At 71.4% G+C, this 12,849-nt stretch carries 8 protein-coding genes and 1 tRNA gene; 6 read left to right on the top strand and 3 right to left on the bottom strand.

Annotation, left to right across the window (positions count from 1 at the left end):
• The first annotated feature begins 7 nt into the window (after positions 1-7).
• Positions 8-2,200: an FUSC family protein gene (locus MTAB308_RS18020; protein ID WP_077100968.1), complete on the top strand. Its 2,193-nt coding sequence runs from the start codon at positions 8-10 to the stop codon at positions 2,198-2,200.
• A gap of 10 nt (positions 2,201-2,210) precedes the next feature.
• On the opposite strand, the gene MTAB308_RS18025 is transcribed toward MTAB308_RS18020, so the two are convergent.
• The 3 genes from MTAB308_RS18025 to MTAB308_RS18035 all read right to left on the bottom strand — a co-directional run bounded on the left by MTAB308_RS18025 (position 2,211) and on the right by MTAB308_RS18035 (position 5,232).
• Positions 2,211-3,839, bottom strand: a complete 1,629-nt coding sequence (locus tag MTAB308_RS18025; RefSeq protein WP_077100970.1) for a SelB domain-containing protein — start codon at positions 3,837-3,839, stop codon at positions 2,211-2,213.
• On the bottom strand, positions 3,827-5,119 hold the full coding sequence (selA, locus tag MTAB308_RS18030; protein ID WP_077100972.1) for an L-seryl-tRNA(Sec) selenium transferase: 1,293 nt from the start codon (positions 5,117-5,119) through the stop codon (positions 3,827-3,829). Before selA ends, MTAB308_RS18025 begins: the two co-directional genes overlap by 13 nt.
• A gap of 18 nt (positions 5,120-5,137) precedes the next feature.
• Positions 5,138-5,232: transfer RNA gene (locus tag MTAB308_RS18035), tRNA-Sec, on the bottom strand.
• Between the two features lie 27 nt (positions 5,233-5,259).
• On the opposite strand from MTAB308_RS18035, the gene selD reads away from it, so the two are divergent.
• From selD to MTAB308_RS18065, 5 genes are all read left to right on the top strand, one after another.
• Entirely contained in the window at positions 5,260-6,252 is a 993-nt protein-coding gene (gene selD / locus MTAB308_RS18040; RefSeq protein WP_077100974.1) for a selenide, water dikinase SelD, read from the top strand.
• A gap of 39 nt (positions 6,253-6,291) precedes the next feature.
• A complete protein-coding gene (gene fdh, locus MTAB308_RS18050; protein ID WP_245831441.1) occupies positions 6,292-9,615 on the top strand; it encodes a formate dehydrogenase in 3,324 nt (1,107 codons plus the stop codon).
• Positions 9,578-10,549: a 4Fe-4S dicluster domain-containing protein gene (locus MTAB308_RS18055; protein WP_077100978.1), complete on the top strand. Its 972-nt coding sequence runs from the start codon at positions 9,578-9,580 to the stop codon at positions 10,547-10,549. The genes fdh and MTAB308_RS18055 overlap by 38 nt, the downstream gene beginning before the upstream one ends.
• Positions 10,546-11,631, top strand: a complete 1,086-nt coding sequence (gene nrfD, locus MTAB308_RS18060) for an NrfD/PsrC family molybdoenzyme membrane anchor subunit (protein ID WP_077100980.1) — start codon at positions 10,546-10,548, stop codon at positions 11,629-11,631. Before MTAB308_RS18055 ends, nrfD begins: the two co-directional genes overlap by 4 nt.
• A 65-nt stretch (positions 11,632-11,696) precedes the next feature.
• The gene (locus MTAB308_RS18065) at positions 11,697-12,683 is read left to right on the top strand and encodes an LLM class F420-dependent oxidoreductase (RefSeq protein ID WP_077100983.1); all 987 of its coding nucleotides are present in this window, start codon (positions 11,697-11,699) and stop codon (positions 12,681-12,683) included.
• Positions 12,684-12,849 lie beyond the last annotated feature (166 nt).

Genomic DNA, 12,849 nt, shown 5'->3' on the forward strand with positions numbered 1-12,849 from the left:
TCCACTCATGCTGACCCGGGTCTCGCCGATCCGGCGCGCGATGCAGGTGGTTCGTGACACGGATCCGGAGCGCGACGGGCTGCGCCGCGCCGTCCGCGCGGCGATCATGGTGCCAGCGACGGCCGGGTTCGCCTTCGGCGTCGTGGGCGGCAAGGCGGTACCGCTGTACGCGTTGCTCGGGGCTTTTTGGCTGTTGGTGGTCACCGAATTCCCGGGCAACCGCCAGCAGCGCGCGGTGGCCTACCTCGGCTTGGCCGTCAACGGTTTCGTCCTGATCACCCTGGGCACGCTGGTGGCTCCCATCGCACCGCTGGCGGTGACACTGATGTTTTTCCTCGGTGTGGCGGTGGTGCTGGCCGGCATGCTCAGCGCGACGATGTCGGCCGGCCTGCGCGCGACCCTGTTGTGCTACGTCTGGCCGGTCTGCACACCGGTCGGGCCCGTCGGCGAGCGGTTGCTGGGCTGGCTGATCGCCGTCGCGATATGCGTCCCGGCTGCGCTGTATTTGCTCCCGCCACGGCACTACGGCGCCCTGCGCCGTCACGTCGCACTCGTGTGCGGCGCGCTGGCCGACCGGATCGAGGGTGTCGGCTCGGCCGAAGACGTGGCGGCGGCCATGGACGAGCTGCGCGCCAATTTCCTGGCCGCCAGTTTTCGACCGGTCGGCCTGAGCGCCGGCAGCCGGGCCCTGGTCCGCGTCGTCGACGTTCTCGAACTGGTCGCCGACCTGGTTGACGACGACACCGGGGTGACACTGGGGGCCGTGGCACCGGCGGCTGTCGACGTCCTGCGCAGCTGCGCCCGGTTGCTCGACGCCTCGCAACTGCCCGATCGCGCCGCGAATCGCGCCGTTCTCGATGAGGCGCTGCCCCGATTGCGGTCGTCGGCACGTCACAATTACCGCGAGGACGTGGCACTGATTCTCGGCGCCAAAGACGACGCGTCGGCCATCGAGACCGGTCGGCTGCTGCTTGGATGCCGAATCATCACGACAACCATCGCGTTGACGGGCAGGGTCATCGCCGCGGCCGCGGCGGCCGACGCCCGGCCGGTGTGGGCACGGGCCCTCGGCCTACAACTGCCACCCACCGGATTCGCCGACCGGCTGTCATCGGAGACCGCCGCCGGCGCCACGATCGTGACCGGGTTTCTGGCCGCCCGTTCCGTTGCGGCACACAATGGCCTCCGCATGGGGGTGGGGCTGGCCCTGGCCGTCGCCGTCACGCATCTGCATCTGGTGGAGCACGGCTTCTGGGTCGTGGTGGGAACGATGGTGGTGCTCAGCAGCAGCGCCCTGAGCACCCGAACCAAAGTGTTTCAAGCGGTTGCGGGTACCACGCTGGGAATCGCCCTCGGCGGTGTGCTCGTCGGGGCCGTCGGTTCAGTACCGGCGGTGCTGTGGCTGCTGGTGCCGGTCACCGTTTTCGGGTCGACCTACCTGCCGCGGTTCCTTTCCTTTACCGCCGCTCAAGCCATGAGCGCGTTGAGCTTGCTGGTGATCCTCAACCTCACTGCGCCCGCCGGCTGGCACGTCGGCCTGTTGCGCATCGAAGACATCGCGATGGGCGCGGCCGTCGGCATGGCCGTGTCGCTGCTGCTGTGGCCCAGAGGAGCCACGGCCGCGGTGGCCTCGTTGATCGGCGCCGCGGTCGACGTCAACGTGCGCTATCTCCAGGTGGCCGTGCTGCGCGTCGTCCGGGACCGCCCGCAGCATCCCCCGCAGGGAACGGAGGGAGCGGAGGGGGCTGACGGCCACCTCGCGGCCCTGAGTCACGACGCGCTCGTGGGCGGTCGAAGAGTCGATGACGCTGTGCGCCACTACCTTTCGGAGACGGGAAGCGGGGCCGACCTCCGGACCCCGGTGGTGCGGGCCGCCAACCGGGCCACTTGGCTGCGCCTCGCGGCCGACATGGTCGCCGACGTCAGGACGCTGCCGCCGAGCGGGGCCTACCCAGCCGCCCGGGCCGTATTGAAGGAGCACCTGCAATTCGTCACCCAGCAGGCCTCGGGGCGCAGCGACGCGGCAAGTCGGCCCATGGCCGGGGAAGTCGCCCGGGCACTGCGCGCCGAGGCGATCGATCAAGTCGAACCGGTCGAGGCGGCGCAGCCGTTCGTCACGGTGGCGGCCACCCTCTCCCAACTCGAGTTGATCCTGCAACACGAAACCGACTCCGCCACAACAAGTTCCATATCCGAGTAGATACGCTTGATCAGACGACCATCCGGGTGCCGTCGCCGCCCCGGCTGGTGACACGCCGGGCGTCGAGCTGCTCCAGCAACGGCACGGCGACGCGCCGGGTGGTCCCCAGCGCCCGGCGCGCCTCGCTCACGGTGAACGGTTGGGGCAGCGTGGCGAGGACCCCGGCCGCTCGGTCCAGCGCGTCGGGTCCCAGCACGACACCGTCGGCGATCCGGGTCAGTCGGCCGGCGCGCACCGCCGCGGCCAGCTCGCGGGGCCCGAGCTTCAGGTCGGCCAGTTCGTCGGCCTCCGGCGCGCGGAAGGGCTCGGCGGCCAGCCACTCCTCGACCGCGCGCACGGCCTTGTCGACGCGGGGCGGCAGGCCCGCCCCGGGCGGGCGCACCAACCCGTCGACCACCTCGAGGCCGGTGCCGGCGAGCAGCGGCGCCACGAGTTCGGCCGCGGGGAGCCCGACGCGCTGGCGCAGCGCCTCCAGCGGCATTCCCGCCGCGATGTCGTGCTCGTTGGCCCAGCGCCGCGCGGCCGCGGTCGCGCAGTCGCGGCGTTCGGCCCACCACCGGGGGTCCACCACCCAGTCGCCCACCCGCTGCCCATGCGCCGGCAGGCCCATGGCCCGCAGTTCGGCCGCCCGGGCGCAGTCGGGCGGGCGGGCGCGGCCCGTTGCCAGGTCGGCGGCGCGGTCGCGGGCCGCACCCCGGCGGCGCAGCCCCGGCGGGTCCGAGACCCGCAACGGCAGCGGCCTGCCCAGGCGCAGCCGCGCCGCCGTCGCACCGAGCCGGCGCACCTGAACCGGCACCGCGGCGGACCCGATGTGCAGCACGAGCTGCCGGTGCAAGGCGCCCGGTGATCGCAGGCCGACGTCGATCTCCGCGGTGTCCAGCCATACTCCCGGCGTCCGAACGGCATCCCCGCGGCCGACGTCGCGGCGATCCACGCCGCGCAGGTTGAGCGCCACCCTGGAAACCGGGCCCACCGCGTCGGCGCCGCGGCCCAGCGACTGCAGCCCGCGGACGGTGACGCGGCGCCCGGCGAGCTCCAGCTCGTCGCCCGCCCGCACCGTGCCCGCCGCCAGCGTGCCGGTCACGACCGTGCCCGCGCCCCGGACGGTGAAGCACCGGTCGACCCACAACCGCACGTCGGCGCCGGGGTCCGGCGCTGGCAGCCGGTCGGTCAGCGCCAGCAGTTCGGCCCGCAGCCGGTCCAGGTCGGTGCCGATCACGACGGGGGCGTCGCCCAGCGACGTGGCGGCGAACCGCTCGGACACCTGCGCGACCGCCGGACCGGGGTCGGCGAGGTCGGCCTTGCTGATCACCACCAGCCCGTGGCGCACCCCGAGGGCGTCCAGCGCCGCCAGGTGCTCTTCGGACTGCGGCATCCAGCCCTCGGTGGCCGCCACCACGAACACGACGGCCGGGACGGCTCCCACCCCGGCCAGCATGTTGGCCACGAACCGCTCGTGGCCCGGCACGTCGACGAACGCCAGCTGACGTCCGCCGATCTCGGTCCAGGCGAAGCCCAGGTCGATGGTCAGGCCCCGGCGTTGCTCCTCGGCCAGCCGGTCGGGCCACATGCCGGTGAGCCGGTGCAGCAGGGTCGACTTGCCGTGGTCGACGTGCCCCGCGGTGGCTAGGACGAACACGCCAGCACCGCCGCCGCCAGCGGCGCGTCGTCCTCCGGTGCCACGGTGCGCAGGTCCAGCAGGCACCGGCCGGCCTCGATGCGACCGACGACCGGCGGGCTGCCCGCGCGCAGCGCGGCGGCGTAGGACTCGGGCAGGCTCACGGCGGCGCTGGGCAGCTCGACGCCCGGCGCCCCGCCGCCGCCGACGGCGGCCACGCAATCGACCGCCAGTGCGCCCGGCAACTGAGCGGCAAGCGATTCGGCGCGCGCCCGCAGCCGCAGCACGTCCGCGGCCAGCGCCTCGTGCACCGGCGGCGGCGGGCCCGTCAGGGTCGCTTCCAGCGCGGCGAGGGTGAGCTTGTCGACGCGCAGGGCGCGCGCCGACGGGTGGCGGCGCAGCCGCTCGATGAGCCCGGCGTCGCCGAACAGCAGGCCGGCCTGCGGCCCGCCCAGCAGCTTGTCGCCGCTCGCGGTGACCAGGTTCGTGCCGGCGGCCAGCATCGACGCCGCGTCCGGCTCGTCGGGCAGCGCGGGATGCGGGGCCAGCAGCCCGGAGCCGATGTCGACCACCAGCGGAACGTGGCGTTCGCCCAACAGCTCGGCCAGCTCCGCCACGCTCACCGCCGAGGTGAACCCGGTGACGTGGAAGTTCGACGGATGCACCTTCAGTACGAAACCGGTGTCCGGCCCGATCGCGTCGGCGTAATCGCGCGCGCTGGTGCGGTTGGTGGTGCCGACCTCGCGCAGCCGCGATCCGGTGGACGCCAGCAGCTCGGGGATGCGGAAGCCGTCGCCGATTTCGACGAGCTCGCCGCGGCTGAGCACGATCTCCTTGTCCGGGGCCAGCGTGACGGCGGCCAGCAGCAGCGCGGCGGCGTTGTTGTTGACGACGTGCACGCCGCCCGCGGCGGGCACCGCCCGGGCCAGGGCGCCGAGCGCCCCGCGGCCCCGCCGCGCGCGCCGGCCCGTCGCGAGGTCGAACTCGACGTCCGTGGTGCCCGCCGCCGCGACCACCGCGTCCACCGCGGCCCGAGACAGCGGCGCCCGGCCCAGGTTGGTGTGCACCACCACCCCGGTGGCGTTGATGACGGGCCGCAGGCTCGACGCGGTGGGCGGCAGCGCGGCGACCGCGCATTCGGCGACGCGCTCGGGCTCGATCTCCCCGGCCCGCGCCCGCTGCTGCGCGTCGGCGATCACCGACTTGACCAGCGCCCGGCCCAACACCCGCTCGGCCTGGGCGAGGCGCGGATCGGCGAGCAGTGTGTCGGTACCCGGCACCCGCCGGCGCGGGTCGCTCATGTCGGGACCGACGGAGTATGGCGGAGGCGGACGGGAATCGAACCCGCCAGCGGCAGCGTCTGCCGTTCGACGGTTTTGAAGACCGCGCCGGTCACCAGACCGGACACGCCTCCTCGGACCATGGCGACAATTATGTATCCGTGAGCTATCGACTGACCCAGTACGCCCATGGCGGCGGCTGCGCGTGCAAGATCCCGCCCGGGGAGCTGGAGGACGTGGTCCGCGGGTTGGGGGCGGGCGCGCCGCGGGATCCGCTCGGCGAATTGCTGGTCGGGCTGGACCACGGCGACGACGCGGCCGCGGTGCGCCTGGCGAACGGCATGGCGCTGATCGCGACGACGGACTTCTTCACCCCGGTGGTGGACGACGCCTACGACTGGGGTCGCATCGCCGCGGCGAACGCGCTGTCCGACGTGTACGCGATGGGCGGGCGACCGGTGGTGGCGGTGAACCTGCTGGGTTGGCCGCGCGAGGTGCTCCCCTTCGAGCTGGCGGCGGAGACGCTGCGCGGCGGGCTGGACGTGTGTGGCCTGGCCGGCTGCCACCTCGCCGGCGGGCACAGCGTCGACGATCCGGAGCCCAAATACGGGCTTGCCGTCACCGGGATCGCGGACCCGGACCGGTTGTTGCGCAACAACTCCGGCAGGCCCGGCGTCCCGTTGTCGCTGACCAAGCCGCTGGGCATCGGTGTGCTCAACAGTCGGCACAAGGCCACCGGTGAGCGCTTCGAGCAGGCGATCGAGGCCATGACCACGCTCAACGCCGCCGCGGCCACCGCGGCGCTGGCCGCCGGCGTCGAATGCGCCACCGACGTCACCGGATTCGGCCTGCTCGGGCACCTGCACAAGCTGGCGCGCGCCAGCGGCGTCACCGCGATCCTCGACGCCGCGGCGGTGCCCTACCTGGACGGCGCGCGGGACGCCCTGGCGGCCGGCTACGTCAGCGGTGGCACGCGGCGCAACCTCGACTGGGTGGCGCCGCACGCCGACCTGTCGGGGGTCGGCGAGGACGAGGCCCTGTTGCTGGCCGACGCGCAAACCTCGGGCGGCCTGCTGATCGCCGGCGAGATCCCCGGCGCCCCGGTCATCGGGGAGCTGGTGCCGCGGGGCGAGCACACCATCGTGGTGCGCTGAGCGAGCGACGTTTCGGCGCCACGCACTAGGGTAAGAGTCATGCCCATGCGGAGGATTTTCCTGGAGTGGCCCGTCCTGCGTCAGCTGCGGTCGGGGGACAAGCTCGGCCGCGGGTCGGCCGTAACCTCCAAGCGCACCCGCGCGATCACGCCGCGCACGACGACGGCCGACCGGGTGGTGCAGAGCGTGTGCCCGTACTGCGCGGTCGGTTGCGGGCAGCGGGTGTTCGTCAAGGACGAGCGGGTGGTCCAGATCGAGGGCGACCCTGACTCGCCGATCTCGCGAGGCCGCTTGTGCCCCAAGGGATCCGCCAGCGAGCAGCTGGTCAACTCGCCGGGCCGGCAACTGCACGTGCTGTACCGTGCGCCGCGGGCGACCGACTGGCAGCCGCTCGAGCTGGACACCGCGATCGACATGATCGCCGACCGCTTCATCGAGTCGCGCCGGCACACCTGGCAGGACATCGACAAGAAGGGCAACCTGCTGCGGCGCACCATGGGCATCGCCGCGCTCGGCGGTGCCACGCTCGACAACGAGGAGAACTACCTCATCAAGAAGCTCTTCACCGCTGCGGGCGCCATACAGATCGAGAATCAAGCTCGTATTTGACACTCCGCCACGGTTCCCGGTCTGGGAGCCTCCTTCGGGCGCGGTGGCGCCACCCAAACACTGCAAGACATGGCCAACGCCGACTGCATCGTCATCCAGGGCTCCAACATGGCCGAGTGCCACCCGGTCGGCTTCCAGTGGGTCGAGGAGGCCCGGGCCCGCGGCGCCCGGGTGATCCACGTCGACCCGCGCTTCACCCGGACCTCGGCCGTGTCGGACAAACACATCCCGATCCGGGCCGGCTCCGACGTCGTCCTGCTCGGCGCGCTGATCAATTACGTCCTCAGCAACGACCTGTGGTTCTCCGAATACGTCGTCGCCTACACCAACGCCGCCACGCTGATCAACGAAAAGTTCAGGGACACCGAGGATCTGAACGGCTTATTCTCCGGCTTCGACCCCGAAACCGGGCAGTACGACACCTCGACGTGGGCGTACGACGAGCCCGAAAACGGCCAGATCGAGTCCCCGGCCGGCGGTCACACGCACGGCGCCACCGCCGCGCAGAGCGCGGCGGGTGACGAGCATGGCAGCGGCGGTCCGCCCCTCGCGCACGCCCGGGTGAAGCGCGACGAAACCCTGCAACACCCGCGGACCGTCTTCCAGATCCTCAAGCGCCACTACGCCCGCTACACCCCGGAGATGGTCACCGACGTCTGCGGCATCAGCCGCGCGGATTTCGATTACCTGGCCCGCTCCATCGTGGAGAACTCCGGGCGCGAGCGCACCACCTGCTTCGCCTACGCGGTCGGTTGGACGCAGCACACCCTCGGGGCCCAATTCATCCGCACCGCAACCATTTTGCAGCTCCTGTTGGGCAACGTGGGCCGCCCGGGCAGCGGCATCATGGCGCTGCGCGGCCACGCCAGCATCCAGGGCTCCACCGACATTCCCACCTTGTTCAATCTGCTGCCCGGTTACCTGCCGATGCCCAAGGCGGGCACGCACGACACCCTGCAGGCCTACCTCGACGCGGTGGGATCCAAGCGGCAGAAGGGCTTCTGGGCCAACGCCGACAGCTATGCGATCAGCCTGCTCAAGGCGTGGTGGGGCGACGCGGCCAGCAAGGACAACGACTGGGCCTACGGCTACCTGCCGCGGCTGACCGGACCGCACGGCACCTACCAGACCGTCACCGGGATGCTGGCCGACGAGGTGGAGGGTTACTTCCTGCTCGGCCAGAACCCCGCGGTCGGTTCGGCACACGGCCGCATGCAGCGCCTCGGCATGGCCCACCTCAAGTGGCTGGTGGTCCGCGACCTCAACCTCATCGAGTCGGCCACCTGGTGGAAGGACGGTCCCGAGATCGCGTCCGGCGAATTGAAGACCGAGGACATCGAGACCGAGGTGTTCTTCCTGCCGGCGGCCTCGCACGTGGAAAAGGCGGGATCGTTCACGCAGACGCAGCGGCTGCTGCAGTGGCGCCACAAGGCCGTCGAACCGCCCGGCGACTGCCAAAGCGAATTGGCCTTCTTCTACGAGTTGGGCAAGCGCATCCGGCAGCGGCTGGCCGGCTCGACCGACGACCGCGACTGGCCCCTGCTGAACCTCACGTGGGACTACCCCACCGACGAGCACGGCGACCCGGATGGGGAAGCGGTCCTGGCCGAAATCAACGGATATCATGTCGAGCAGGGCAATCCCCTGTCGTCGTACACCGAGCTGCGCGCCGACGGGTCGACCGCCGCCGGCTGCTGGATCTACACCGGGGTCTACGCGGACGGGGCCAACCAGGCCGCCCGCCGCGTCCCGCACGGCGGCGCGTCGCCCAGCCAGCAGGAGTGGGGCTGGGCGTGGCCCGCCGACCGCCGGATCCTGTACAACCGCGCCTCGGCCGACCCGGACGGCAGGCCGTGGAGCGAGCGCAAGCGATACGTGTGGTGGGACTCCGACCGGCAGCGGTGGGTCGGCTATGACGTGCCCGACTTCGTGGCCGACCGGGCACCGGGCAGCCGGCCCGATCCCGACCTCGGCGGTCCCGACGCGCTGGCCGGCGACGACCCGTTCATCATGCAGGCCGACGGCAAGGGTTGGCTGTTCGCACCGAAGGGCGTCGTCGACGGGCCGCTGCCCACGCACTACGAACCGCAGGAGTCACCCGTCGCCAATCCGCTGTATCCCCAACAGCGCAACCCGGCGCGAATCACCTTCCCGCGCAAGGACAATCTGAGCGCCCCCAGCGCCGGTGAGCCGGGAGCCGATGTGTATCCGTACGTGTTCACCACCTACCGGCTCACCGAGCATCACACCGCCGGCGGGATGAGCCGGTGGCTGCCGTACCTGTCGGAGCTGCAACCGGAGATGTTCTGTGAGGTCTCCCCGGAGCTGGCCGCCGAACGCGGTCTCGAGCCCTACGGGTGGGCCACCATCGTCTCGCCCCGCGCGGCGATCGAAGCCCGGGTCCTGGTCACCAAACGCGTTGCGCCGCTGGTCATCAACGGCCACACGGTGCATCAGATCGGGTTGCCGTATCACTGGGGCGTCGGGAGTGACGCGGTGGTCAGCGGCGATGCGGCCAACGACCTGCTCGGCGTGACGCTGGATCCCAACGTACAGATCCAGGAGTCCAAGGTCGGCTCCTGCGACATCCGCCCCGGGCGCCGGCCGCACGGCGAGGAACTGCTGCGCCTGATCGCCGAGTACCAATCCCGCTCCGGCGCCACCACCGAAACCGGCAACGCACCAATCAGCGACGGCGTATGGGAAGGGGGAGCCGATGGGTCAGCTGAGCGGCCCGACCGACCCGACGAGTGACGCGGGTTGGTCACATGCCAAGACTCGCAAGGGATTCTTCACCGACACCTCGATCTGCATCGGCTGCAAGGCCTGCGAGGTGGCGTGCAAGGAATGGAACCGCAACCCGCAGGACGGTGACCTCGAACTGCTGGGCTCGTCCTACGACAACACCGGCTCGCTGGGCGCGAGCACCTGGCGGCACGTGGCGTTCATCGAGCAGGACCGCGACCGCATCGAGGAGGCGCGCGAATCCGGGCGCGCCCTCATCGATTTGGGGATGCCCCCGGTTCCCGGGGTCGCGAGCCACCCCGACATAACGCCGCCGGACACCCCGGAGTTCCGCTGGCTGATGTCGTCGGACGTCTGCAAGCACTGCACGCACGCGGGCTGCCTGGACGTCTGCCCGACGGGGGCGTTGTTCCGCACCGAGTTCGGCACCGTCGTCGTGCAGGACGATGTCTGCAACGGCTGCGGGACCTGCGTGGCCGGGTGCCCGTTCGGGGTGGTCGAGCGCCGCAACGACGGCACGTACACCACCCCGGCGCAGCGCCCCGGCCGCCCGGCCGAAAAGCCCGTCACCGGGGTCGCCCAGAAGTGCACCCTGTGCTACGACCGCCTGGTCGAGGACCAGATACCGGCGTGCGCCCAGACCTGCCCCACGACCTCGATCAAGTTCGGCGACCACGACGAGCTGGTGGTCAAGGCCCGCGAGCGGGTCGCACAGCTGCACGCGCAGGGTCTCACCGAGGCCCGGCTCTATGGCGCCAACGAGCGCGACGGTGTCGGCGGCACCGGGTCGATCTTTTTGCTGCTCGACGAGCCGGAGGTCTATGGCCTGCCGCCCGATCCGCGGGTGTGCACGGCTGACCTGATGACCATGTTCAAGCGCGCCGGCGTGGCCGCGGCCGGCATGGTCGGCGCGGCCGCCTGGGCTTTCTGGAGGGGCCGGTGAGTACGTCCGAGTTCGACAGCTTCCGTCCGCCGGAGCCTGAGGGCGGCAGGCGCAAGAAGGGTAGGCGCGCGGGCCGTCGCGGTGGCGGGGACGGTTCCCGCGAGATGCCGATGGTTCCCGAAGCCGAGTTCACCTCGTATTACGGACGACCGGTCGTCAAACCCGCGCCGTGGGGACACGAGGTCGCGGCGTATCTGTTCCTGGGCGGCGTCGCCGGTGGGTCCGGTCTGCTGGCGGCCGGCGCCCAGCTCACCGGGCGAAACACGTTGCGCCGCAACACACGGCTGTCCGCTCTGGTTGCGGTGATGCTGGGCGCCGCCGCGCTGGTGAAGGACCTGGGCCGGCCCGAGCGTTTCGTGAACATGCTGCGGACGGTCAAATTGACCTCGCCGATGAGCATCGGCTCCTGGATCCTCAGCTTCTTTTCCGCCGGCATCGGGATTGCCTCGGTCGCCGAGGTCGACCGGATGACCGGCGGACGAATCCCGTTGGGCCGATTGCGGCCCGTGCTGCGCGCCGTGGAAGGGCCGGCGGGATTGGAAGCCGCCGTGTTCGCGGCGCCGCTGGCGGTCTACACCGCGGTGCTGCTCACCGACACCGCCACCCCGACCTGGAACGCCGCCTATCGAGACCTGCCGTTCGTCTTCGTCAGCTCGGCGAGCCTGGCCGGATCGGGGCTGGCGATGATCACCACCCCGGCCGCCGAGGCCGGCCCCGCCCGCAGGCTGGCGGTCATCGGAGCGATCGGTGACCTGATCTCCGCCCGGTTCACCGAGTACCGGATGGACCCGGTGACCCGGGAGCCGCTGCACCGGGGCAGGCCGGGCCGGCTGCTGGCCTGGAGCGAACGGCTCGCGGCCGCGGGCGGTCTGGGCGCGTTGCTCGGCGGCCACCACCGCGGCGTCGCCGCCTTGTCCGGTGTCACGTTGCTGGCGGCGTCGGCACTGCTGAGGTTCGGTTTCTTCGAGGCCGGCCTGGAATCGGCCAAAGACCCCCGCTACACGATCGAGCCGCAAAAACGCAGGCTCGCCGCCCGCCGGGCGGCCGGGGATACCGGGGACTCCATCACCACCGCGGACTGATCCTCGCGCGGTCTGCGCCGCCGTTCGCGCGGTTTGCGCCCCGCGGACCGGGGTACGCATAGCGCATGACGAATTTTGGCTACACCCTCATGACCGAGCAGAGTGGACCCAAAGAGCTTGTGCGCCACGCTGTCTCGGCGGAGGAGCGGGGCTTCGACTTCGAGGTGTGCAGCGACCACTTCTCGCCCTGGCTGACGTCGCAGGGCCACGCGCCCAACGCCTGGGCGGTGCTGGGGGCGGTGGCGCACGCCACCGAGCGGGTCGACCTGTACACCTACGTGACCTGCCCGACGATGCGCTATCACCCCGCGATCGTCGCGCAGCAGGCCGCCACCGTGCAGATCCTGTCCGACGGCCGGTTCACCCTCGGGTTGGGCAGCGGTGAGAACCTCAACGAACACGTGGTCGGCAGGGGTTGGCCGACGGTCGAGCGTCGGCAGGACATGCTGCGCGAGGCCATCAAGATCATCCGAGAGCTGCTCGGCGGCCAGCTGGTGAATTGGCGGGGCGAGTACTTCCAGGTGGATTCGGCGCGGCTGTGGGACACCCCGGACGTTCCGGTCGCCATCGGGGTGGCGATGTCGGGGGCGAAGGGCGTCGAGAAGTTCGCCAAGCTGGCCGAACACCTGATCGCCGTGGAACCCGACGGCGAACTCGTCCGCGAGTGGCACGCCGCACGGCAGGCCGCCAACCTCGCCGGGGGCGGACGGGCGGTCGGCCAAATCCCGGTGTCCTGGGATCCCGACCGTGATGCCGCCGTCAAGCGCGCCCACGACCAGTTCCGCTGGTTCGGCGGCGGCTGGAAGGTCAACGCCGACCTGCCGACACCGGCCGGTTTCGCCGGTGCGACCCAATTCGTGCGACCCGAGGACGTCGCCGATGCCATCCCCTGCGGCCCTGACCTGGACGCGATCGTCGACGCCGTCCGGCCCTATTGGGAGGCGGGGTTCACCGACATCGCGCTCGTCCAGATCGGGGGTGAGACGCAGGACCGTTTCCTCTCCGAAGCCGCCCGCCCTTTGCTCGAGGCGCTGCGCGACGCGTCGGGGTGATGGCAAGTTTGGGCCGTTCCTGCACGGGTACCCGATTGCAATCGTGGGCATCGGGCCACCACCGGCAGTTTGACCTACCACCAACGGCCTAGGGCCGGGCGAGCGGACGGCCGGCAAACAAGCTGTCCAGCAGTTGTTTTGCGCCATCGCATGTTCGGCCTGACAG

Source organism: Mycobacterium terramassiliense (genome assembly GCF_900157385.1).
GTDB lineage: Bacteria > Actinomycetota > Actinomycetes > Mycobacteriales > Mycobacteriaceae > Mycobacterium > Mycobacterium terramassiliense.

Bases quoted from the DNA above. Each gene is read 5' to 3' on its own strand.
- MTAB308_RS18020 (WP_077100968.1), top strand. From the start codon at position 8: ATGCTGACCCGGGTCTCGCCGATCCGGCGCGCGATGCAGGTGGTTCGT.
- selA (WP_077100972.1), bottom strand. From the start codon at position 5,119: ATGAGCGACCCGCGCCGGCGGGTGCCGGGTACCGACACACTGCTCGCC.
- MTAB308_RS18055 (WP_077100978.1), top strand. From the start codon at position 9,578: ATGGGTCAGCTGAGCGGCCCGACCGACCCGACGAGTGACGCGGGTTGG.
- MTAB308_RS18065 (WP_077100983.1), top strand. From the start codon at position 11,697: ATGACGAATTTTGGCTACACCCTCATGACCGAGCAGAGTGGACCCAAA.